General features: G+C 33.0%; 16 protein-coding genes and 1 tRNA gene. 9 read left to right on the top strand and 8 right to left on the bottom strand.

What is annotated here, in order from left to right; genetic code table 11:
• Nucleotides 1–180 (top strand): transketolase C-terminal domain-containing protein (locus ACQ0RB_RS14615; RefSeq protein ID WP_430499360.1); only part of this gene is annotated, 180 nt, incomplete at its 5' end.
• A 61-nt stretch (nucleotides 181–241) separates the two neighbouring features.
• Nucleotides 242–2740, top strand: a complete 2499-nt coding sequence (locus tag ACQ0RB_RS14610; RefSeq protein WP_430499358.1) for a DUF5686 family protein — start codon at nucleotides 242–244, stop codon at nucleotides 2738–2740.
• 118 nt (nucleotides 2741–2858) lie between these two features.
• Here ACQ0RB_RS14610 and ACQ0RB_RS14605 read toward each other — a convergent pair whose 3' ends face one another.
• Nucleotides 2859–4628 carry a DUF4209 domain-containing protein gene (locus ACQ0RB_RS14605; RefSeq protein WP_129761133.1) on the bottom strand — a complete coding sequence of 590 codons (1770 nt, stop codon included), beginning with the start codon at nucleotides 4626–4628 and terminating at the stop codon, nucleotides 2859–2861.
• A gap of 163 nt (nucleotides 4629–4791) precedes the next feature.
• Between ACQ0RB_RS14605 and ACQ0RB_RS14600 the strand changes: the two genes are divergently transcribed.
• Together ACQ0RB_RS14600 and ACQ0RB_RS14595 are read left to right on the top strand one after the other, a co-directional pair.
• Nucleotides 4792–5319, top strand: coding sequence for an inorganic diphosphatase (locus ACQ0RB_RS14600; protein WP_430499356.1), 528 nt, complete (start codon nucleotides 4792–4794; stop codon nucleotides 5317–5319).
• Between the two features lie 115 nt (nucleotides 5320–5434).
• Entirely contained in the window at nucleotides 5435–7852 is a 2418-nt protein-coding gene (locus ACQ0RB_RS14595; RefSeq protein WP_430499354.1) for a sodium-translocating pyrophosphatase, read from the top strand.
• 68 nt (nucleotides 7853–7920) lie between these two features.
• Here ACQ0RB_RS14595 and ACQ0RB_RS14590 read toward each other — a convergent pair whose 3' ends face one another.
• From ACQ0RB_RS14590 to ACQ0RB_RS14580, 3 genes are all read right to left on the bottom strand, one after another.
• On the bottom strand, nucleotides 7921–8535 hold the full coding sequence (locus ACQ0RB_RS14590; protein WP_129761130.1) for a deoxynucleoside kinase: 615 nt from the start codon (nucleotides 8533–8535) through the stop codon (nucleotides 7921–7923).
• Nucleotides 8536–8537: 2 nt separating this feature from the next.
• Entirely contained in the window at nucleotides 8538–9317 is a 780-nt protein-coding gene (locus ACQ0RB_RS14585; RefSeq protein WP_430499352.1) for a hypothetical protein, read from the bottom strand.
• A 96-nt stretch (nucleotides 9318–9413) separates the two neighbouring features.
• Entirely contained in the window at nucleotides 9414–11003 is a 1590-nt protein-coding gene (locus ACQ0RB_RS14580; protein ID WP_430499350.1) for a T9SS type A sorting domain-containing protein, read from the bottom strand.
• Nucleotides 11004–11197: 194 nt separating this feature from the next.
• Between ACQ0RB_RS14580 and ACQ0RB_RS14575 the strand changes: the two genes are divergently transcribed.
• Complete coding sequence (locus ACQ0RB_RS14575; protein ID WP_430499348.1) at nucleotides 11198–14413, top strand: choice-of-anchor J domain-containing protein; 3216 nt, start codon at nucleotides 11198–11200, stop codon at nucleotides 14411–14413.
• 76 nt (nucleotides 14414–14489) lie between these two features.
• On the opposite strand, the gene ACQ0RB_RS14570 is transcribed toward ACQ0RB_RS14575, so the two are convergent.
• From ACQ0RB_RS14570 to ACQ0RB_RS14555, 4 genes are all read right to left on the bottom strand, one after another.
• Entirely contained in the window at nucleotides 14490–15191 is a 702-nt protein-coding gene (locus ACQ0RB_RS14570) for a response regulator transcription factor (protein ID WP_131508887.1), read from the bottom strand.
• Nucleotides 15166–16569, bottom strand: coding sequence for a sensor histidine kinase (locus tag ACQ0RB_RS14565; RefSeq protein WP_430499346.1), 1404 nt, complete (start codon nucleotides 16567–16569; stop codon nucleotides 15166–15168). The genes ACQ0RB_RS14570 and ACQ0RB_RS14565 overlap by 26 nt, the downstream gene beginning before the upstream one ends.
• A gap of 98 nt (nucleotides 16570–16667) precedes the next feature.
• Nucleotides 16668–17348, bottom strand: coding sequence for a response regulator transcription factor (locus ACQ0RB_RS14560; protein WP_430499344.1), 681 nt, complete (start codon nucleotides 17346–17348; stop codon nucleotides 16668–16670).
• Nucleotides 17341–18813, bottom strand: coding sequence for a sensor histidine kinase (locus ACQ0RB_RS14555; protein WP_430499342.1), 1473 nt, complete (start codon nucleotides 18811–18813; stop codon nucleotides 17341–17343). Before ACQ0RB_RS14555 ends, ACQ0RB_RS14560 begins: the two co-directional genes overlap by 8 nt.
• 124 nt (nucleotides 18814–18937) lie before the next feature.
• Here ACQ0RB_RS14555 and ACQ0RB_RS14550 point away from each other — a divergent pair, with 124 nt between their 5' ends.
• From ACQ0RB_RS14550 to ACQ0RB_RS14535, 4 genes are all read left to right on the top strand, one after another.
• Entirely contained in the window at nucleotides 18938–19783 is an 846-nt protein-coding gene (locus ACQ0RB_RS14550) for a GLPGLI family protein (RefSeq protein WP_430499340.1), read from the top strand.
• A 104-nt stretch (nucleotides 19784–19887) separates the two neighbouring features.
• Complete coding sequence (locus tag ACQ0RB_RS14545; RefSeq protein ID WP_430499338.1) at nucleotides 19888–20775, top strand: GLPGLI family protein; 888 nt, start codon at nucleotides 19888–19890, stop codon at nucleotides 20773–20775.
• Nucleotides 20776–20812: 37 nt separating this feature from the next.
• Nucleotides 20813–23602 carry a carboxypeptidase regulatory-like domain-containing protein gene (locus tag ACQ0RB_RS14540; protein WP_430499336.1) on the top strand — a complete coding sequence of 930 codons (2790 nt, stop codon included), beginning with the start codon at nucleotides 20813–20815 and terminating at the stop codon, nucleotides 23600–23602.
• Between the two features lie 76 nt (nucleotides 23603–23678).
• Nucleotides 23679–23761, top strand: a tRNA-Tyr gene (locus ACQ0RB_RS14535).
• The last annotated feature ends 66 nt before the right edge of the window (nucleotides 23762–23827 follow it).

The raw sequence follows: 23827 nt of genomic DNA, 5'->3' as shown, positions 1-23827 counted from the left end.
AATGTGTCTACTGAAATTACATATTTAGTACAGTCTGAAGCGTTTGATTATTTAGATGCTCCAATTGTAAAAATTAACACAGCCGATACACCTGCTCCTTACTCTCCAGTACTTCTGGAAGAATGGTTACCTAACAGTAACGATGTAATAAAAGCAGTAAAAAAGGTAATGTATAAATAAATCGCAATTTTTTGCGTTATATAAACTTCATTGGCAGTATTGTTGATGAAGTTTTTTGCTTATGAAGATAAAATTAATAGCCCTATTTTTTTGCTTAGGAATTGCTAACGTATTGGCACAGACCAAAGTTAGCGGTCATGTAGTAGACGAAAACAACGACCCTGTTGCTTTTGCTAATGTACTTTTTAAAGGATCTACCGAAGGTACAATCACTAACGAAAATGGTAAATTTTATCTTGAATCTGAAACTACTTGGGATGCTCTCATCGTTTCTTTTTTAGGTTACGAAACCTTAGAGTTACCACTTGCCAAAAGAGTAAACTACGAACTCAATTTGGTTTTAAAAGAAGAGGCTGATGCACTTGATGAGGTTGTAATTGTTACAGGAAAGCAATCTAAAAAAGCCGAAGAAAATCCAGCCATTGCCATTTTAAAGAAAATATGGGAACACAAACGTAAAAACGGACTCAATCAGTTTAAGCAATACGAGTACGATAAATACGAAAAGGTTGAGTTTGACTTAAACACTATTGATAGTGCACTTATAAAAAGTAAGCTATTTAGAGGTATGGAGTTTGTTTTTGAAGAAGTAGACACCTCTAGAGTAACAGGAAAAACCTACTTGCCAATATTTATTAATGAAGCCGTAAGTAGAGTATATGGCGATAATGTGCTAGACAAGGAGAAAGAAGACTTAAAAGGAAACAAAAACTCTGGTTTTAGCAACAATCAAGTGATTATCGATTTTGTAGACGACCTGTATTCCGATTATAACATTTACGACAACTACCTTAAATTTTTTGATAAAAGCTTTGTAAGCCCAATTTCTAAAACAGGAATTAACACTTACAACTACGTGCTTTCTGATAGTTCGTTTATTGATAACAAATGGTGCTACAACATTATTTACTATCCACGTAGAAAAAACGAACTTACTTTTAAAGGCGATTTTTGGGTTGCTGATACTACCTATGCTATCAAAGAAATTAATCTGCAAGCCTCTAAAAGTGCTAACATAAACTGGGTAAAAGAAATTTATATAGAGCAAGAGTTTGAAGTCCTTAACGACTCGTTGTTTTTGATAAAGCGCGATTATTTTATGTCAGATTTTGCGCTGAACAAAAAAGAAAAATCTCGTGGAATTTACGGTAAGCGTACCACCTTGTATGATAATTACGAGTTTGATAAACCAAAAAACGAAAAGTTCTATAGCGAAGAGGTTTACAACTACAATGAAGACGTTTACAATCGTGATGATTCCTTTTGGGAAGAGAACCGACTAGAGTCGCTCAACAAAGACGAAAAAGGGGTTTACAAAATGTTAGACACTTTAAAAACCGTAAAAAAGTTTAAACGACTTTACAATATTGGTAGCGTGTTAGCTTCAGGTTACATTGAGTTTCCGAGTATTAATTTTGATTATGGACCTATCTTTTCAACGTTTGGATATAATGAAGTAGAAGGTGTAAGGGTAAGAACAGGAGGTCGTACCTATTTTGGACCAAATGACCTTTGGAGGCTCGAAGGGTTTTTGGCTTACGGTTTTAGAGACGATAAGTTTAAATATGGTATCTCAGGAAAATGGTTGGTAGATAAAAAGAATCGTATTATTCTCTCTGGTGGAAACCGAAGAGATGTAGAGCAAATAGGAGCGAGTTTAACCAATTCAACCGATGTTTTAGGACGTAGTTTTGCCTCATCAGCTGTGGTTGGTACAAGTCCTAACGATAAGCTATCTAGTATTAATTTAACAACGCTTTCGCTGGAAATTGAGCCAGTAAAAAACCTTGTGTTTAGGCTAGGAGCTAACTATCGAACCTTAGAGTCGGCTTCAGAAACTTTTAGTCTCGATTATTTTGATGAAGAATCTCCTACAGGAATTTCATCTGAAATAAGACAATACGAAAGCACGCTTTCGGTATCGTATTTTCCAAAACGAAAAATGACAGGTTTTGGTGTAGAACGCAGAAATGCTAATGATAATTATGCAAGTTTATTTGCTCAATTAAGCAAAGGAGATCGTACTGTTTTTGGTAGCGATTTTGACTATACCAAATTGCAGTTTTCATACATACAACCATGGCAAGTTGGTGGTTTTGGTCGCTTAACCACAACTATCGAAGCAGGTAAAACCTTTGGCGAAGTTCCGCTTGGGTTGTTAAGTGTAGTTCCTGGTAACCAGTCCTATTTTTCTATTTACAATACCTTTTCGCAGTTAGATTTTTATGAGTTTGTAACTGATACCTATTCGTCATTGCATTTAGAGCATAATTTTAACGGTCGATTGTTTTCGCGTATACCATTTCTTAAAAAGTATAACCTAAGAGCTATTGTTGGCGTACGTGGTGTTTGGGGAGAAATTTCACAAGAAAACCGCAACCTTAATGCTTCAGGTTTAATCTACAACGCACCAAGTGATGAGGTGTATTACGAATACAGTGTTGGTGTAGGTAATATTTTTAAAATACTACGTATAGACTTCAATTTTAGAGGAAATTATCTCGATACACCTGACGCACGAAAGTTTGGTGTTACAGGAAGCTTTGGGTTTTATTTTTAGGAGGTTCGTGCGTGATTTTATTAAGCGTTTTAGCAAATACAACTGTTTGAAAATCCGCGATTCCCGACACTTCGGGATTCAGAAGTAGGTGAGAACTAATAATTACTTATAACCATTGTCAGCTGTTGTTTTTTTCGTTAAACGTATATTTTCCAAGTCTCAAAATACAGAAAAAAACTAAAGTCACAGCTTGTAAATTGTAATCAGAAAATTCTAAAAATGAGTGAGCAATATTGTTCCTCAAATTTTTTCCTTTTCTAGTAAATGCATATTTAAACAATTCAATGTCCTTTTCTGTAAAGTATTTTTTTGTTGTTTCGTTTTCTAATAATTCCTCAAGTAATTGTTCTTTTAATTCTCCATTTTTAGAGGTAGATGTATTACCTCCAGACAATCTGATAAAGTCTCTTAATGCACCTTCGAATTTTAAAGTCAAAGAATCCATTGCTAAAATGAAGTTGTTGATTTTATTAGTATTCATTAAAACCGAGAGTTCAAATTGAGCAAAAAGATTATGGATTCCTGGTGCGAGCATTGTTAACCAGTTCGAGTTTTGGTCAATTTCATTATCGGTCATTCCTCTTTTGAATTTAGTACCATACCAAGTTTGAGATTCAAAAAAATCATAGATTTTGTAATAATTGAGTTTACCTGTTAAAATTCCGTCTACAAACACTTTTAGGAAAAGACTGAAACATTTAACTCCGTGGGAAATCGTATAACTCTGAATGATTTCTTTATCAATTTTTTCTGAATCCTTTAAATTCTTGAAGTTGCTGTTTATGTCAAAAACACTTGTGCTAAATAAATTATGAATTGAGTTTTTAATACTTTTCTTGGCATTTTCTTGATTTTCAATTGGGTCAACTAGAATGTCTTCGTTAATTGAGAAGAAAGCAAGTATTCCCTCTGTTGGCATATCCAATATGACTTTTGATTTCATATTGAGATAACTATTAAACATTTCTGTTTCCTTTTCTCCAAGTTGCCAACTTACTTTTCCGAGTTTTACCGTTTGCTTAAGGCGATTATACTCTTTAAGATTTTCTTCTGCTTTTTCTAACTTACCAGCAAGTCTTAAATATTTTGCCTTTGTTCCAATTGTGGTATACTTGACAAAGTCTGTATCCTCTTGATGCTGTTCTAGAATCAAGTCTTCGTTTTTGGCTAATAACTCATACAGTTCATTTAACGGAAGTTCTAGTAAATTATAAAGTTGTATACCAGTTTCTAATTTTTGCTTATTTGAAAAATATGATACAGGATTTTTTTCTTCAATCCAACTTGGTAATTTTAAAGCAATATCATTTAGTTCCTTTTTATCAAGAATATTATTTTCTAGAATAGAATTTAAAATATTTGGTTTAAACCAATTTGGTAAGTCATTAACAAGTGTAATTGCGACTTCTTTGGCGACTTCTATTTTCTTCTTTGTTTTCTTTGATATATGTAAAATTGCAGAAAGAATTATGGGCAACTCGCGAGCTTCCTCCGATTTAATTCTATTGATTGTAGCAACATAATTATCAATAGCTATTTCAGCATATTTATGATGCTTAATTTCTTGCCAGAGTAAATGAGAATATCTTGATTTTAGCCAAGTATTTTGTGTAAATTCTAATCGCTGTTTAAGATATTCTATGTCCTCCTTTTCTAAACCAATTGTTGTTATTTGACCTTGTGAATCTGTGACTTGAACGTTTGTCACTAACTCGCCTTTATTTAGATTGTAATTGAGTGATTTTCTTTCTGTAATAATTTTCTTTTCCCACTCTCCTTTGATTTTAGCGGTTGCTTTCAGTTCTCGATGAATGTTCCATATACTTAATGAGTTCAAATTTTCAATTGAGGCGTAAAAGTCTTTTAATTCATTTGGAATTTCATTCATAGGTTTTGGTCAAACTAACAGCTAATAATAAAAATATGGATTGACCTAATAATTCATATCCACTGTTAAATTACGGTTATTTTTTTGATAAAGTCAAGGGTAATTAATTGCCATAACTCAAACATTACATTATATTTGCAGCCCGAAAAACAAATATAAAAATATGACAGCAGCAGGAAAATTGACCTTTGATGTACTAATAGAAATCCCTAAAGGAAGTAGAAATAAATACGAATACGATTTTGAACTAAAAAAAATTAGATTTGATCGTATGTTGTTTTCATCAATGATGTACCCTGGAGATTATGGGTTTATTCCTGAAACTTTAGCTTTAGATCAAGATCCTCTAGACGTTTTAGTATTAGGAACAGAGCCAACATTTCCAATGTGTGTTATGGAAGTAAAACCAATAGGTGTGTTTCACATGACAGATGAAAAAGGACCAGATGAAAAATTAATATGTGTGCCAATTTCTGACCCAATATGGAATAGATACAACGATATTGAAGATTTAAACCCACATAGAATTAAAGAAATTGAACACTTTTTTCAGGTTTACAAAGACTTAGAAGAAAAGAAAGTTGACGTTGGTGGTTGGGGAGATGCTAAAGAGGCATACGAAATCCTTAACAAATGTGTGGAGCGCTACGAAAGCAGTGAGCACAAAGCAAACGGTAACTTTACAATATAAAATAGCTTGTAACATAGCAATTTAGAGCCCTTACACTGCAGAAGTGTAAGGGCTTTTTAATATTAATCCATTTTGTTACATTTGTTAAGATACAAACTAATCAAATTAATAAAATATGGAATCAAATATGATTTTTGTGCCAATGATATTGGCAATTGTAGGATTACTGTTCATGTTCGTAAAGATGTCTTGGGTTAAAAAACAAGCACCTGGAAACGAAAGAATGCAAGGCATTTCAAAATCAATTAAAGAAGGTGCACTAGCCTTTTTAAATGCCGAATACAGATTGTTAGCAATATTTGTTGTTATTGCATCTGTAGCTCTTGGAGCAATATCTTACTTTGTTGATACTACACATTGGATTATAATAGTAGCTTTTATTATAGGAGCTATTTTTTCAGCTCTTGCAGGAAACATTGGTATGCGAGTTGCAACCGAAGCCAACGCACGTACTGCCGAAGCTGCAAAAACAAGCTTACCACAAGCGCTTAAAGTGTCGTTTGGTGGTGGAACAGTAATGGGACTAGGTGTTGCTGGTTTAGCAGTACTAGGACTTAGTTTACTGTTTTTTGTTTTTATGAAAATGTTTATTGTTGGCGAAGCTTCTTTTTATGATGAAATGACTATTGCTCTAGAGGCATTAGCAGGTTTTTCATTAGGTGCTGAATCTATTGCACTATTTGCACGTGTAGGTGGTGGAATTTACACTAAAGCTGCCGATGTTGGTGCAGATTTAGTTGGTAAAGTAGAAGCTGGTATTCCTGAAGATGATCCTCGTAATCCTGCAACTATTGCTGATAACGTAGGAGATAACGTTGGTGATGTAGCTGGTATGGGAGCCGATTTGTTTGGTAGTTATGTAGCAACAGTATTAGCTGCTATGGTATTGGGTAATTATTTAATTAAAGACATGTCAGTAAATACACCTTTTACTGATGACTTTAATAATATGGGACCAATCTTGTTGCCAATTGTTATTGCAGGTGTAGGTATTTTAGCTTCAATTATAGGAACGTTTTTAGTGAAAATTTCTGGTAATAACGCTAAAGAAGCTCAAGTTCAAAAAGCATTAGACACAGGAAACTGGGTAGCTATCATTATAACTTTAGCAGCTAGTTTTGGTTTAATTAAATATATGTTACCTGAAACTATGAGCATGAAGTTCTTTGGAGAAGGTTATGTAGACGTATCATCGATGAATGTGTTTTGGTCAGCATGTATAGGACTAGCTGTTGGAGCACTAATTTCGGTAGTTACAGCTTATTTTACGTCATTAGGTAAAAAGCCAGTTTTAGATATAGTACAAAACAGTTCAACAGGAGCAGCAACAAACATTATTGCTGGTTTAGCTGTAGGGATGAAATCTACATTTGCATCAGTAATTTTATTTGCAGCTGCAATTTATGGATCGTATGAATTAGCAGGATTTTATGGTGTTGCTTTAGCAGCATCTGCTATGATGGCTACTACAGCTATGCAGTTAGCTATTGATGCTTTTGGACCAATTGCAGATAACGCAGGTGGTGTTGCAGAAATGAGCGAATTAGATCCTGAAGTGCGTGAGCGTACAGATATTTTAGACTCAGTAGGAAACACAACTGCAGCTGTTGGTAAAGGATTTGCTATTGCTTCTGCTGCATTAACTGCATTAGCATTATTTGCTGCTTATGTAACGTTTACAGGAATTGATGGAATAAACATTTTTAAAGCTGATGTATTGGCAATGTTATTTGTTGGAGGAATGATTCCTGTAATCTTCTCAGCTTTAGCAATGCAATCAGTAGGAAAAGCTGCAATGGAAATGGTGCATGAAGTGCGTCGTCAGTTTAAAGAAATTCCAGGAATTATGGAAGGAACAGGAACTCCTGAGTATGCAAAGTGTGTTGATATTTCTACACAAGCAGCATTAAAAGAAATGATTTTACCAGGTTTAATTACCATTATTACTCCTATACTAATTGGTTTAATTTTTGGAGCTGAACCATTAGGAGGTTATATGGCAGGAGTATGTGTTAGTGGTGTAATGTGGGCAATTTTCCAAAACAATGCTGGAGGAGCTTGGGATAACGCTAAAAAATCGTTTGAAGCTGGAGTTGAAATTAATGGTGAAATGACTTATAAAGGAAGTGATGCGCATAAAGCTGCTGTAACAGGTGATACTGTTGGAGATCCTTTTAAAGATACATCAGGACCATCAATGAATATTTTAATTAAGCTAACATGTTTAGTAGGATTGGTTATAGCTCCAATTTTAGGTGGTCATACTACTGAAACTGGTTTAGCAGGTAACGATGATATTACTAAAGAAATTACTGTTGAAATTAATGATGATGGAACCACAGGGAATGCTGTAGCTGTTTTAACTAAAACAACAACTGTTAATGGAGAAACCACTACTGAAGAAAAAATTATTGAAGGTACTCTTGAAGAAGTTGAAGCTAAAGTAGAAGCAATGAACAATGATAAGACTGTTGATGATGTTGAGGTTAAAATTAAGAAAACAGTTACTGAAGAAATTGAAAAACAAAGCTAGTTTTCAAAAGTTATACTACAAAAAAGCCACATCAATTTGATGTGGCTTTTTTGTTTGTCTTTTATTGTTTAGAATAAACCGTTTATTTCGGCATCTATTTTATTAATGATAAAACCAAGGTCTTCAGGATTAGCAACAAAATCTAGGTTGTCTACATCAATGATAAGTAGTTTTCCTTTGTCGTAACCATGTATCCAAGCTTCGTAGCGCTCATTTAATCTACTTAAATAATCAATGCTAATTGAGTTTTCATAATCGCGTCCACGTTTATGAATTTGTGATACTAAGTTTGGGATAGTGCTTCTAAGGTAAATTAACAAATCAGGACCTTGAACAAGAGATTCCATCAAATCGAAAAGTGAACGATAGTTCTCAAAATCTCTATTGGTCATCAATCCCATAGCATGAAGGTTAGGTGCAAAAATATGAGCATCTTCATAAATGGTTCTGTCCTGTATAATGTCTTTTCCGCTTTGGCGAATTTGTAATACTTGTCTAAATCTGGAATTTAAAAAATAAACCTGCAGGTTAAAACTCCAACGTTCCATCTGGTTGTAAAAATCATCTAAATACGGATTGTCTACTACGTCTTCTAATTGTGGTTCCCAGTTAAAATGTTTGGCTAATAATTTGGTGAGAGTTGTTTTACCTGCACCAATGTTTCCTGCTACTGCAACATGCATGTTTATTTAATTTTTAGTTGGAATTTACTTAGGATTTTGTTGTCGTAAATATACAAGGTTTCATTGGCCAATAAAAACTGATTTATTAACAATTTTGATGTTTGAATTGGTACAACATCTTGACTATTACTTGCTAAAAAGTAGAGTTGATTATCAGTTTTTAAAACCACATTTTCATTATTTAAAGCCATTTCAGTGAAGCCTTTATTTTCCATTTTAGAAATAAGACTTCCTAAATAATTGTACTTGTACAAGTACTTTTCGGTAAGCATCCAGCAATAGTTGTAGTTGCTTTTTAGGTCGAGTACATTAGATTGTACAGGAAGCGATCTTACCTTAACCTTGTTCATTTTATAGTCATAAAGTTCAAGTTGTTGTAAATCTTGATTAAAAACCCAAAGCGAATTGTCAAAACCAGTAGTAATATGTGATACATTTTTATAAGGTTGCATCATATTAAAATCTATTTTGAAAATTTCGGCTAAACGATTATCAAGAATAACAACAGTATTAAAACTCTTGTAAAACAGATTAATTTTTAATGGATTAAAAGCATTAGCAGAAGTAATGTTTCCTAATTGAACATTGCTGTAGTTTATTGATTTATTATTTGAAGTTTTATAAAACGTATTGTTTTTAATATGGTAAAGCGTTTCAAAATCATCAATACTAATAATCGTTTCCTTTTCAAGTTTTAAGCTATTTATAAGCTTTATCTGTATACTATCTTGAGCATAACCAGAATATATAAGGAATAAAAAAATGTAGTTAATCCATTTCATTGCGAAATGAAAAGTACAAAAATCAAACCATATTGCATAAATAAAAAAACACCTTTGTAAACAAAGGTGTTTTTTAAAGTTGCTATTAATCTAATACTACTCTTTTAAAACTTTAAAATTAGTTGAAGTTTCTCCAGAGTTAATGGTTACAATGTAAATTCCAGTAGCAAGACTAGATAAATCTACACTTACATCTTGTGCATTGGTTTCTTTAGTTAAAACAGCTTTTCCAATAATACTGTTTACTGTTACTTTATTAATGTTTTGGTTGTATTTTATATTCAATACATTATTAGTTGGGTTTGGATAGTATTTAAAACTGTTTAAGTCAAACTCGTTAACACCTAAAGTAGCATCGTAGGCAGCAATTCTAAATTTACCAAATTGATAAGCCCAACCCCAAACTCTTACTATTACTGTTTCTCCTGGAGTTTTATTAGTAAATAACATACCAGCAAATTCGTTACCTCCAATTACAAATTGATTGCTGCAATAAGCAGTTCCTGTGTTTGGTGGAGGTAGGTTGTAATGAAATGGTTCTAAGGTTTCTGTTCCACAAGAACCAGTATAAGTTTCAATGGCAGTGTCACTCAAATTAGTTTCAGTTGGTTCTGCTCTAGTTTCAATAGTAAAGCTACCTGAAGCAGGAACCACTACCGAAAACCATACGTCTTTACCATAGATACCAAAATCTGGTAAGGTTCCGCAGTTAGGAAAATTAGAATTTCCCGAATTAACTGACGCAGATGTATTGGTAGCAACTATGTAACTGTCTTCAAAAGACTGACCAATTGTTAGTGCTATAGGGTTTGAACAATCATCGTTCGATGGCGCATCAGGTGACTTGTATGCACACAATTCAAAATAAATAGCTTGTGATGAATTTGATGATGTTACGCTTACATAATAAGTTTCTCCAGCAGTTAAATCGGCTAAAACAATATCTTGACACTGTAAGGTTGGAGATGTTGGTTCTTCAAGGAAAGGGTTTAAGAATCCAGGAGTTCCGCTATATACTCCTATGTATAAAGGAGTAGAACCATTTACAAGGTCTGCTCTAAAAGTATACTCTCCAGTTTCAGTTGGTGTAAAGCTGTACCAGACATCAGGATTTGAAGTGCTGCATTCAGCTTCACTAGTATAAGTTGCATTAGTTGTGTATCCAACAGATGCATTTTCGCAAACATCAAAAGTAGACTCTAACAACACATCAGCGTTTGCAGGTTCGTCGTTTGATGGCGCATCAGGAAAAGGATAAACGCATAATCTATATTGTGTAGATGCACTCGCTCCTCTGGTGTTAATATAATAAGTTTGACCCATAGTTAAAGTAGCGCTAAAATACCTTGTAGCACAACCAGTCATACTATTTAAGTTGCCTATAGTTCCAGAAAAAACACCTATTCTAACATCAAAAATGCTTCCTGTTAAAGCTTCAATCTCAATAGAATATTGACGCGTTTCAGTTGGTGTAAATGTATACCAAGAGTCAACCCAATTATCATAACCTGGACAAGTTGCAAATTCTGGAGATTTGGTAAACCCAACAAAATTGTCGGTTTCTTCATTTTCACAAACATAAGATGTTGAAGCAAGTATAGCAGGAGCTCCAATAGGCTCATCAGTTTGTCCGTTTACAATTTGGGAAAAAGCAATAACAAAGAGTAAAAGTAATTTTCTAGTCATGATTCATATTTGTTTTAGTCTTGTAACAAAAGTCAAAAAAAAAGACTTTTTTTCAATGTGTTTAGGTACCGTTAACTTATCGTTAACCTTAGTTTACTTTGTTAAATAAGTAATAGTGAATAAGTTTACACTCAACTTAGAGTTGTCTTAAGATAGCTAAGTTAATTCAGAATTAAAACTAAAAGACTAATACAATGAAAAAAAATTACTTATTTCTTGCCCTTATGTTCTTTAGCTTTTTTGCTAATGCACAAACGGTATCAATTAATGAAGTTACGCTTGGTGGTCTTACAACAAGTACATTTCAAGAATTGCCTATTGATCCTGACGATAATTATTCTTACTCACAGAGTATTTATTTGCAGTCAGAAATTAATCAAGCTGGTAGTATTTCAAAAATTACATATTATACTGATGGAGTTTTAGAAAATTCAAATGACATAGTTGTATATATGGCTGAAACTGCTAATGATACTTTTGCTTCTAATTCTGATTGGATTCCTTTAGCTAACTTAACACAAGTGTTTGCAGGCACATTTACAGTGTATAATAACGAGGTGTCTATAATTTTGGATACACCATTTAGTTACTCAAATACAGCAAACTTAGTTATAGTAGTTGACGAAAATCAAGATGATAATGACTCTAAAGATTTTATTGCACACAACTTAGGGTTTTCAGAAGCTAGTGGAAGAGTGTTGCATTATGGAAATAATTTTACTAATCCTGATCCTGCGTCACCACCTTCTGGAATTTTAGATTACTACAGAGCGAATATTGAATTAGATTTTAACGCAATTACATGTTATCCTCCAAGTGCTATTAGTGTGGATGATACTTATGAAACTTCAGTAAATGTTAGCTGGACCTCAAGTGCTTTAGAGTGGCAATATGTTGTGCAATCACCAGGAACTGGTAATCCTGACGCAGCTACACCTGTTAGTGTTTCGTCTAGTTCGGTTAACGTTCCAGGATTGACTAATAATACTGAATATGAGTTTTATGTGAGATCAGATTGTGATACTGATGGTGTGAGTGATTGGATTGGTCCAATATTTTTTAGAACTGCTTGTGGTATAGTAGATGATTTTTCTGAAAATTTTGAAAGCATGCCAGATGAACTTGTAACTCCTTATTGCTGGACAACAATTTCAAGTTCAACTGGAACAGAGCCTACATTTAAAGTAAATACTAGCTCTACACAATCATACTCTCCTGATAATTACTATGAAATTCAAATGAGTAATGATGATACTATGCTTTTAGTTTCTCCTGAGAGTACAACTATTGCCGATGGTATGCATAGAATAGAATTTGCAGCTAAAGTAAACTCAGTAGGTTCAGATGAAACTGTTATAAAAGTTGGTTTAATGTCTGACCCTAATGACGAAAATACATTTGTAGAACTTAACAGTTTTGCGTTAATTAACTCTTCTGAAAACACTAATAACTATTCAATTTACTATGTAAATGTGCCGTTAAATGCATCAGCAAGTCATTTAGCATTTAAACCAGAAACAACCGCTTCGTTTAATAAGATTGTTTATTTAGACAATATAGTTGTGACTACACAACCTTCTTGTTTTGAGGTGCTAGATGTAGAGGCAAGTAATATTACCGATGTTTCTTTTGACTTAGAAATTACTCCAGATATTCAAGTGCAAACGGAATGGGAAATGGTAATTGTTCAAACTAGTTTAAACTTTAATCCAGCATTAGAAACTCCAATAGTAACAAGTTCCCTTACAAATAATATTGCATTGGATTCTGATGGACAAGCAATTATACCAAATAGTCCTTATAGAATTTTTGTTAGAGCTAATTGTGATGCTGCAGGTAGTGATGGTTCTGGTTATAGCACTTGGTTTGGACCTTACGATATAAGAACCGCTTGCGCGCCATTTACAACTAATTTTACTGAAGACTTTGATTTATATTCAGATGCTGATTTTCCTTTTTGCTGGAACAAAAACGTTACATCTTCTGGGTCTCCTCTAGTTGAGGTAAATACTTCCACATCGTATGCTAACTCAGGAGCTAATGCAATTATAATGAATACAGGTAATGATGCTAGTGCAAATGTGTTACTTATTTTACCTCAACATACTACTGCTAATGATGGTATGCATAGACTAGAGTTTTATGCTAAAAAGAATAGCGAGAATACTGATGCTAATATAATAGTTGGTACTATGAGTGATCCTATGGATGCTAACACTTTTCAAGAAATAACTGAACTTTCAATAACAACTGGTGGTTTCTCAGGTAGCTTTCTTCAATATTTTGTGAATTTACCAGCAAGCACTGATGAGTACGTAGTGCTTAAGCATGGAGCAGGTACTGGAGCAAGCATTGCTTTTTATATTGATGATGTTACAATTACAGATCAACCTGCTTGTACTGAAGTGTATAATGTTGTAGCTGAAAATGTAACAGACGCTTCTGTTGAGGTTAGTTGGAATTTTCTTGGAGGACAAAACAGTTGGGAGTATGTTGTGCAACCTGCAGGAACAGGTGAGCCAGCATCAGGTGTTATAACTTTTTCTAGTACTTCAAATAGCGATTTTAATAGTCTTACAGATAATACTGCTTATGAAATTTATGTAAGAGCTGATTGTGATGCAAATGTTACAAGCCCATGGGTTGGACCAGTTTATTTTACGACATTATGTGTGCCAGAATCTGGGACTTTCACCAACGGCTTTGAGGGTAATGCTAACAATGCTGAAATAGAACCATGTTGGTCTAGTTTAATTAATCCTGCATCAACAAGCCCATACGTGAGATACAGTACTTTTCAAGCTCAAGAAGGTTCTATTAGTGTGAGAATGTATAGTGGTAATGATGAAACTTCAGATATCTTTTTAATTACTCCTATGTTGTCTGATTTTGATAGCACTAAACAAATTCGTTTCCATGTTTATGATGATCACAATGGAGGTTTAGAGGTTGGTACTATGACTGATCCTACTGATGCTTCAACATATACTACATATCAAACATTTGTAGATGCAGATATGACTGATGATACATGGGATGAGAAAACTGTGACCTTTGATAGTTATTCTGGATCTGACAACTATATTGTGTTTAAGTACAACCCTGCAACAACTTTTGATAATTTATACATAGATAATTTTACTTATGAGGATAATCCTTCTTTAAGTACTAACGATTATGATTTTAACAGCTCAGTTAAAATATATCCAAACCCAGTAAAAAACACATTACATGTAAGTGGTAGCTCTATTGAGACAGTTGATGTTTATAGCATTAACGGAAAACACATCTTGTCACAACAGTTAAGTGCACAAACTATTGATGTATCTAATTTTGCTAATGGAATGTATTTTGTAAATCTTAAAGATGCAAACGGAAATACAGCTATTAAAAAGTTTATAAAAAATTAAACGTAATACTTTTTACTAAAAAAGTAGTTTTTTTCATGGAAAAGGCCAGTAATTTAGTTTGCTGGCTTTTGTTTTTTTAATCTTTAATTACAAACTCTAGACCAACTCCTCTAACGCTATTAATGCTAATATTAGGGTCTTCTTTTAGGTGTTTTCTTACCCTTGTAATAAATACATCCATACTTCTCCCAGAAAAAAAATTGCTTTGTCCCCAAACCTTTGCGAGTATATCATCTCTAGGGATAAGTTTGTTTTTGTTAGTGAATAAAAAATAAATAAGCTGCGCTTCCTTTTCAGTAATCTTAGCGCTTTTACCATTTATACTTAATGTAAGATTTTTGCTGTCAAATAAATACTTGCCAATAGCAATTGGCTCTTCTTTATCAGTCTCTAAGCTAATGGTTTGTTGCTGGTTAGTTCTTTTAATGATGTTGTTTATTCTTAAAATGAGTTCTTCAACATCAAATGGTTTTGAAATATAATCATCAGCACCTAAGCTTAAACCTTTTATTCGGTCTTCTTTAGCTTTACGAGCAGTTAAAAATAAAAAAGGTGTTTCGGGGTTTTTCTTACTGAGTTTTTTTGAGAGTTTAAAGCCGTCTAGCTTAGGCATCATTACATCAATAATGCATATGTCAAAAGAGTGCATTTTAAATAAATCTAAAGCTTCAGAGCCATCTTTTGCCCAAACAACTTCAAACTTATTTAGCTCCAAATATTGTTTTAGGGTAGTGCCAAAATCAATATCATCATCAGCTAATAAAATTCTCTTTTCCATTTTCTACGGGAATTTTTATATAGAATGTTGAGCCTTCTTTTACTTTGCTTTCAACGTCTATTATTCCATGGTGAGCTTTAACAATTTGACTACAATAGTAAAGACCTAAGCCTAAGCCTTTGTAGGTGTGCATGTTTTTTTCGCTCACTCTATAGAATTTATCAAAGATAAGTTTTTTATTTTTTTTAGAGATGCCTATGCCATTATCAGAAATTGCAATAGTATGCATGTTGTTAGTGATGTTATACTTTATTTTAAGCACTGTGCCATCAAATTTTATGGCATTATTTAAAATATTAATTATGGCTGTGCCAAGGAAGAACTTGTCAATTTCAACTTCGATATCATTAACTTCAATATCTCTTAAAAATTGAATATTAGTAGGTAATGTTAATGCAAAGTCATCGCACACTTCATTAATAAAATCTGGCAGACTAACTTGTTCGAGATTTAAATTAATGTCGTTATACCCTAAACTGTTATCTACTACCTGATCAATTAAATTTTGAAGACGTTTATTTTGTCTGTTAATAGTGTCAATAGATTCTTTAGCAATATCTGTATTGTCTTTTGCAAACCTATTGGTTAAGGTTTTGGTGGCAATTGATAAAGTTGAAAGTGGTGTTTTTAATTCGTGAGTAATATTATTGATGAAGTCAGTTTTAATATCAGAAATGCGCTTATGTTTAAATAAGTTTCTAATAGAGTATGTTACTAGAGATATTACAAAAAGGAACAGTAAAAATGCAATTAAGAAAAGAAACAGGAGTTGTTTAAAAATGATTTTATCCCAATCTACAATTTTCATGTAAATACTAGCTCTATATTTAACTGTTACAGATTCTAGTTGATGATTGTCATTTATAAACCCTTTGTCAAACGTCCAGTTCCAAGCATTAATGAGTAATCCTTCTTCAAGTAGGAAATCAGTACCAATTAAAAATATTGGTGAATCTTTGTCTTCTATAAGAAGGTTTTCGACGTTTCCATTTTCATCAATAAGCTGAATTGAAGATGCTACTTTTTTAAATAATATATTTTCGTTTAAACCCAAGCGCTCAGCTTCTTTATTAAAGTATTCTGTAAATTCGTCGTTCCTGTCGTTGGCAAAAAACTTTAAATCTGCGAGGAGTTCTTCTTTACTAATTCGGTTTCGTTTATAGTCAGGGATTTTATCTACAAAATCCATACGATAATGCCACGATAATGAATCAACATATTTGGTTTTTACTATGTCGCCTATTTTGGTTCTAGAGTCAACTGCAAAGCTTTTTTTTCTTAGATCAAAGGTGTTGAACGTTAAATACCCTTGCATGCTTGTCAAGGCTATTAAGGCAATAATTGCTCCAGCAATAAGGAATTTCGATTTTATTTGCATAGAGTTAAATTACCATAAAAAGATGAAAACAGTTTAATACAATACTCTATTAACTTATTGTTAACCGAGAATATTTCTATAAAAATAGGAAAATGAAATTAACCAATGAGTTTATACCCAAAGCCTCTTACGTTTATGATTTGGATAGTGTCGTCTTTAGATAGTTTTTTTCGAAGTTTAGTGATAAAAACGTCCATGCTTCTTGCAGAGAAAAAATCGTCATTTCCCCATAGTTTATTCAAGATGATTGACCTATCTAAAACCTGGTTTTTGTTTTTAATTAAATGAAATAGTAAATGTGCTTCTCTATGTGTGAGTTGTAGTTTTTCTTCAGCGTTAAATTGAAGTGTTTGCTTTGGGAAATCAAACGTGTAATCTCCAATTTTTAATACTTCTGAAGTTTTTTGAACTTGTGTTCTGTTAAGCAAATTGTTAATTCTTACAATAAGCTCTTCAATGCTAAACGGTTTTTTTAGGTAATCATTTCCGCCTATGGTAAAACCCTCAACAACATCTTGCGTTTGCGATTTGGCAGTTAAAAAAATAATAGGAATTGTATCATCAATTGCTCTAATGTCTTTAGCTAATGTAAATCCGTCTTTTTTGGGCATCATAACGTCCAAGACTAAAATTTCGGGAGTTTCAGACTGGTATTTTTCAAATGCTTTTTCGCCATTATCACATAAAATAACATTAAAGTCTCTGGTTTCAAGACTTTCCTTAATAATTTGACCAAGTGCTGGCTCATCTTCGGCTAATAAAATGGTGGTTTTAGGCATTTGGTAATGTTATTTTAAATGAGGTGATGTTATTTTTTAAATCAACTGTAATAGTTCCGTTATGTTTTTCTGCAATTTTCTTGGTGTAATACAGTCCAATTCCAAAGCCTTTAACATCATGTGTGTTGCCTTTAGGAACTCGGTAAAATTTCTCAAAAATCTTGTCTTTATTAGCTTTGGTTAACGTGTTTCCATTGTCAGAAATAGTAATGGTAAACGCAAAATGATTTTGCTCAAGCGAAATTGAAATCGTATCTCCACCATATTTTATAGCATTGTCAATAATATTATTGATGGCATTTTCAAAATGGAACACATCTATTTTTGCCGAAATGTTTTCAGGTATATTGAAGGTTATGGTTTTGTCACTATTAAGTTGGTGTTTTTCAATACTCGTGGTCAAAATTTCCGAGATGTTATAAGTGTCTTTGTTGAGCTCAAGATTTTCACTATCAAGTGTAGCGGTTTCTAGTAACTTTTCAACCATAGTGTTCAATTTTGAAAGCTGCGTGTTTGATAAATCTAAATACGTTTTTGTTTTAGCTTTATCTTCAATAACATTAAAGTTTTGAATGCTTTCAAGTGCAACACCAATGGTTGCAATAGGTGTTTTGAATTCGTGTGTAATGTTGCTAATTAGGTCATTTTTTACTTCAGCTAATTGTTTTTGGTGCTTGATGATTTTAAGTAAATAAAACAAGCAGCTTATCACTGCTAGAATTAACAATGTGGAAATTAAAATACCACCAAAAATGCGTTTTAAAATAAGCTTTGTTTGGTTTTCAAAACTTAAATTTAAAGAGCTTCCTTTAGGTAATAATGTAGATTTTGAAGCAACGTTTAAAATGTTTTTTGAATCGGTTATTGTGTCTTTTGCCTTCTTTGTTTTGTCTCTATTAAAATCAAGTTTGTAATCAATAGCGATGTTTTTTTGAGATAAGTCAGTAGTTATTAAACTGTCAATTTTTTTAACATCAAGCGTGTCATTTGAAATTGAAATAACAACTTTAGATGTAAGCAATTCAAACCCTTTTACTTTTATAGAGTCTTTTTTTATGTCAATAGAATTCAGCTTTTTGTGATCCCATTTTGCATTTAAAATTGAATCTACATTAGCACCTCTGTAGATAGAAATACCATCAGTAGTTTCAAGATTAAGGCTATCAAGGTTTTTAAACTTTTTTTGGGTAATATCAATTTGCTTTAAAATGGAATCAAACTTATGGTCTTCGGCAAAAAAGTCCTCTTTATAATCGCTTTCAAAAGCAAATCCAATGGTGGTTTGTTCGGCAAGGTTAACATAGTAATCATCAACAGCTTTATCTAAACTTACCTGAACATCTTTAATAAGCTGCTGCTTGTTGGCTAAATAGTTTTTATAATTCCAATACACTTGTATCGCAATAGTACTGAGTATTACGGTAACTATGAAGTATAATATTATTCGGTATCTAGAATCATTCATAGGTCAAAAGTAAATGTTAAAGTAGATAAAAACTAATTGGTTAACACACGTTAACACTGGTTAACTTAATACTCATTTGGGTTGGCTTAAGTTTGTAAAGTATTAATCAAAAAACGAATATAGAATGAACACATTTATTAAGCTTACGGTTTGTGTTATGATGTTGGTTGTAACAAAAGTAAGTGCTCAAGAGTTTACAGGAGTTGCAACCTACAAGTCAAAACGAAAAGTAGATATTAAGCTAGACAGTACTCAGGTAAACTCTGAAATGCATCAAAAAATGATGGATATGCTTAAAAAGCAGTTTGAAAAAACGTACATACTTACGTTTAATAAAGAGGAATCGGTTTATAAAGAAGAAGAATCGCTTGGAGCTCCACAACCTGGTGGGATGGAAGTAGTAATGATAAACACAGGAGGAGCAGATGTGCTGTATAAAAACACAAAAGAAGAACGCTACACTAATCAAAATGATGTGTTTGGAAAAATCTTTTTGATAAAAGACGAGCTAAAAAAACTTGATTGGCAATTTGGCTCAGAGACTAAAAACATTGGCGAATACACTTGCTATAAAGCAACCATAACTCGCGAGCGACCAAAAATTGTTGGAGGTATTAGCGTTAATGGTGATAAAGATTTAGATGAAGAAAAAGAACCTGAAATGGAAACCATAACTATTACAGCATGGTATACGCCTCAAATTCCTATAAACAACGGTCCAGGTAACTATTATGGACTTCCAGGTTTAATTCTTGAGGTAAACGATGGATCAGAAACTGTCATTTGTAGTAAAATAGTGCTCAATCCAAAAAATGAAGTTGAAATCACTGAGCCTAAAAAAGGTAAAAAAGTGACTAAAGAAGAGTTTGATAAAATTATGGAAAAGAAAATGGAAGAGATGAAAGAACGTTATAGCCCAAGAAGAGGAAAAGGTGATGGACAAGAGATTGAGATAAGAATAGGAGGTTAGTTTTTATTGGATTTTAACATTTTACAATTAAACTTTCAATTGTTTTAGATGTCTAACAATAGTTAAAACTGTATTTTTAACACAGACTCTTTAGACTTAAAACAATGAAATCAATCTCAATTAAACTTTGTGTTGTATTAATTACACTATTCAGTAACACGCTTTTAGCTCAAGAATTTCAAGGTAAAGCAATCTATCAATCCAAGACTACAGTCGACATGGATAATTTTGGAGGTCGACAAATGAGCGAAGAACAAAAAAAGATGATTACTGAGCGTATGAGAAGCATGCTCGAAAAAACCTTTATACTAACCTTTAATAGAACAGAGTCTACATATAAAGAAGAAGAAAAGCTAGAAACACCAGGTTCAGGAGGAGGTCCATGGAGAGGAATGATGAGTAGTTTTACAGGTGGTCCGCAATACAAAAATGTGAAGGAATCTAAGCTTTTACAAGAACAGGAGTTTTTTGGAAAACAGTTTTTAGTTGTTGATGAGCTTGAAACTCTAGAGTGGAAAATGGAGGGAGAAACCAAGCAAATTGGTCAATACACTTGTTATAAAGCTACAGCTGTAAAAAAAGTAGATGAAATGGATTTTATGAATATGCGAAGACGAAGAGATAGAGACAATGACGAAAAGGAAAAAGCAGAAAAATCTAAAGATTCAGTAGATAGAGATGATCCAATGAGTGAGTTGGAAGTGCCAAAAGAAATAACCATTACAGCTTGGTATACACCACAAATCCCAGTAAACCAAGGTCCAGGAGAATATTGGGGATTACCAGGTTTAATTCTTGAAGTTAATGCAGGTAGAACAACAATATTGTGTTCTAAAATTGTAATGAATCCTGAAGAAAAAGAAGAGATTAAAATGCCTTCAAAAGGTAAAGAAGTAACAAGAGAAGAGTACAACCAAATCATGAAAGATAAAATTGAAGAAATGCGCGAAATGTATGGAGGCAGAGGAGGTCGTGGTAACAGACGTTTCTAATCAATTCACTTTTAAATAATCCCAACTAAAAAATCAAATGAAAAAAATCTTTATGTTCATGCTGCTCTTAGCAGCAAGCAATTCCTTTGCTCAAATAAAAGTAGAAGGTGTAGTAAAAGACAGTATAGGAACTCCGCTTGAACTTGCTAATGTTGTTGCAATTAATCAAGAAACAAAAATTTTGGAGTCTTATGCTGTAACTAATGATAAAGGACTTTTTAAACTTTCGTTAGATAAAAATTCGGCATACAAAATTCAGGTGAGTTACATTGGAATGAAAACTTACGAAGAGCTGTTGAACACTAAAGAAGCCGATTTAAAAAAAGACTTCACTTTAAAAGTTGATAATAGTTTAGATGCGGTTGAATTGGTTTACGAAATGCCAGTAACAGTCAAAGGAGATACACTAGTTTATAATGCTGATTCCTTTAAAAATGGAACCGAACGGAAGCTAGAAGATGTCCTTAAAAAGCTTCCTGGAGTTGAGGTTAATGACGACGGAACCATTGAGGTTGAAGGTAAAGAAGTAAGTAAATTAATGGTAAATGGAAAAGATTTTTTTGATGGCGACACAAAATTAGCGACCAAAAATATTCCTTCTAATGCAGTAGATAAAGTTCAAGTACTTCGTAACTACTCTGAAGTTGGTCAGCTTAGTGGTGTTCAAAACAATCAGGATAATGTTGCAATCAACATTAAGTTAAAAGAAGGAAAAGAGAATTTTTGGTTTGGTGATGTTACATTAGGAGCTGGTACTGCACCTTCACCTAATGATGAGTTGTATTTGGTGCAGCCAAAACTATTTTATTACAGTCCAAAATACAGTGTCAACATCATTGGAGATATGAATAATGTTGGTGAAGTTGCTTTAACTAATAGAGATTTAAGAAACTTTGGAGGTGGTTTTAGAATGCCAAGTAGAACTAGTGGAACGAGTATTAATTTAGGAGATAATGGATTAGGAGGATTAACAAATATCTCAAGAGCTCAAGAAGTTGTTACAAAACTTATTGCAACTAACTTTAGCTATTCGCCTAAAAAATCATTGGATTTTAGCGGTTTTCTTATTTACAATAGTTCTAGAATGCGAACTAGAGAAGAGAGTTTTATAGACTATATCGAGTTTCAAGACGATCCAAATACACCAATAGACGAGTCGGCAAATATTCCTCCAGATGAAGCTACTGTACAAACAGGAAGAGAGGCAACAAACCAGTTTTTGGCAAAGCTTAGCGCTAAATACCAACCAAACGTTAATAATCAATTAGATTATGACGTGTTGGCACGTTTTTCTGATGATGAAGAGCGCCAAAATTTATTTTCATCTGTAGTAGGTAATACTGATCAGGTTGATACAGCTTCACCATTTAGTATTAATCAGAATTTTAACTACTACTACACGTTAAACGAGAATAATATTTTTGCTCTAGAAGCGCAACATTTAATAAAGGACGAAGATCCGTTTTACAATGCGCTATTGGTTAACGATCCAACAAACAATGATGACGAAGAAAATCAAGATGCATTTGATACTACAGCATCAGGATTAGGGCTAGATTTAGACCAGTTTTCATATAATTTAAATCAAGACCGTCGTGTAAAATCCAACCAATTAGATGCTAAATTGGATTACTACAATATTTTAAATTCAAAAAGTAACATCAACTTTACCTTAGGAACGATTTTAAGTAATCAAAAGTTCAATTCTAATATCTTTCAGTTTTTAGATGACGGATCACAGTTAGACCCAACACCTCAGGTTACTGATGCAGAGGGTAATATGCTGACTGCAATAAATGATGTAGAGTATAATTTTTCTGATATTTATCTTGGAGTACATTATAGGTTAAAATCAGGGAAATTTACCTTTACTCCAGGACTGTCGTTACATGCATACAGTAATAAAAACACACAAGCTGGTGAAACCTTATTTGACGATAATTTCTTTATGGTTTTACCAGATTTTGAAACCAGAATTCAATTTAAAAAGAGTGAAAGCTTAACCTTTAATTACCGAATGAATACATCGTTTACTGATGTTACTAATATAGCAGAAGGATTAGTGCTTAACAATTACAATAGTATTAATTATGGTAATGCAGAATTGCAAAATGCCCTTTCGCACAATTTGAGTTTGTTTTATCATAGTTTCAATTTGTTTAATTATACCAATGTGTTTGCTGGAGCAAATTATAGTAAAAACATAGATCAAATACGTTCATTAACCAATTTTGAAAATGTAATTAGAACAAGTACTTATTTCAATTCTGGATTTGCTGACGAAAGCGCATCTCTTTTTGGTAGAGTGCAACGTACCTTTGGTAAAGTAAGAGCAAGTTTAAGAGCAAATTTTAATTACAGTAAAAACAACCAATTTGTTCAAGGAACTCAATCTGTAAATGAGAGTTTTTCACAAAGCTATACTCCAGAAATTAGAACAAACTTTAGAGAAGCGCCAAACGTATCGTTTAGGTATGCATATAGTGTGTCTAAAAATAACCAAGGAACAAATAGTGTAACTTACACCACAAATGCACCTTCTATCGAGTTTGATGCTTATATCTGGAATTCGGTATCGTTTTTATCAGACTTTACCTATAACGAACAAGATAATGGCGAAGGACAAAAAGATGTTTTTAGAACTTGGAATGCTTCATTACGCTATAGAAAAGACAGAGATGCTAAATGGGAATACTCACTAATAGCTTCAAACTTATTAGATATCGATTCTAATGTTAGCAATGGAGCAGGAAGTATTTCGGTATTCAGTTCTGAAACGTTTATTCAACCGCGTTTTATAACTTTTAGATTGCAATATGAGTTGTAAAAAGTAATATTTTTTACAAATTGATAAATTATTGTTTGTTCAGAACAAAAACAATAATATATTTGCCAACGGTTTTGGGGAGATACTCAAGCGGCCAACGAGGACAGACTGTAAATCTGTTGTTTTTTAACTTCGCAGGTTCGAATCCTGCTCTCCCCACGAATAAATACAAAGAGCAAGCAAAACATAAAGCTTGCTTTTTTGTTTTGTGGGTCTTTGTGTTTT

The sequence above is a fragment of the Gaetbulibacter sp. PBL-D1 genome (assembly GCF_050509525.1).
In the GTDB taxonomy this organism is placed as follows: Bacteria; Bacteroidota; Bacteroidia; order Flavobacteriales; family Flavobacteriaceae; genus Gaetbulibacter_B; species Gaetbulibacter_B jejuensis.
Note: the sequence above shows the minus strand (reverse complement) of the source record. Positions and strands in the feature narration are given on the sequence as shown.

What these genes read in the sequence shown, in the direction of transcription:
- ACQ0RB_RS14610 (WP_430499358.1), top strand. Translation starts at nt 242, where the DNA reads ATGAAGATAAAATTAATAGCCCTATTTTTTTGCTTAGGAATTGCTAAC.
- ACQ0RB_RS14605 (WP_129761133.1), bottom strand. Translation starts at nt 4,628, where the DNA reads ATGAATGAAATTCCAAATGAATTAAAAGACTTTTACGCCTCAATTGAA.
- ACQ0RB_RS14600 (WP_430499356.1), top strand. Translation starts at nt 4,792, where the DNA reads ATGACAGCAGCAGGAAAATTGACCTTTGATGTACTAATAGAAATCCCT.
- ACQ0RB_RS14595 (WP_430499354.1), top strand. Translation starts at nt 5,435, where the DNA reads ATGGAATCAAATATGATTTTTGTGCCAATGATATTGGCAATTGTAGGA.
- ACQ0RB_RS14590 (WP_129761130.1), bottom strand. Translation starts at nt 8,535, where the DNA reads ATGCATGTTGCAGTAGCAGGAAACATTGGTGCAGGTAAAACAACTCTC.
- ACQ0RB_RS14585 (WP_430499352.1), bottom strand. Translation starts at nt 9,317, where the DNA reads ATGAAATGGATTAACTACATTTTTTTATTCCTTATATATTCTGGTTAT.
- ACQ0RB_RS14580 (WP_430499350.1), bottom strand. Translation starts at nt 11,003, where the DNA reads ATGACTAGAAAATTACTTTTACTCTTTGTTATTGCTTTTTCCCAAATT.
- ACQ0RB_RS14575 (WP_430499348.1), top strand. Translation starts at nt 11,198, where the DNA reads ATGAAAAAAAATTACTTATTTCTTGCCCTTATGTTCTTTAGCTTTTTT.
- ACQ0RB_RS14570 (WP_131508887.1), bottom strand. Translation starts at nt 15,191, where the DNA reads ATGGAAAAGAGAATTTTATTAGCTGATGATGATATTGATTTTGGCACT.
- ACQ0RB_RS14565 (WP_430499346.1), bottom strand. Translation starts at nt 16,569, where the DNA reads ATGCAAATAAAATCGAAATTCCTTATTGCTGGAGCAATTATTGCCTTA.
- ACQ0RB_RS14560 (WP_430499344.1), bottom strand. Translation starts at nt 17,348, where the DNA reads ATGCCTAAAACCACCATTTTATTAGCCGAAGATGAGCCAGCACTTGGT.
- ACQ0RB_RS14555 (WP_430499342.1), bottom strand. Translation starts at nt 18,813, where the DNA reads ATGAATGATTCTAGATACCGAATAATATTATACTTCATAGTTACCGTA.
- ACQ0RB_RS14550 (WP_430499340.1), top strand. Translation starts at nt 18,938, where the DNA reads ATGAACACATTTATTAAGCTTACGGTTTGTGTTATGATGTTGGTTGTA.
- ACQ0RB_RS14545 (WP_430499338.1), top strand. Translation starts at nt 19,888, where the DNA reads ATGAAATCAATCTCAATTAAACTTTGTGTTGTATTAATTACACTATTC.
- ACQ0RB_RS14540 (WP_430499336.1), top strand. Translation starts at nt 20,813, where the DNA reads ATGAAAAAAATCTTTATGTTCATGCTGCTCTTAGCAGCAAGCAATTCC.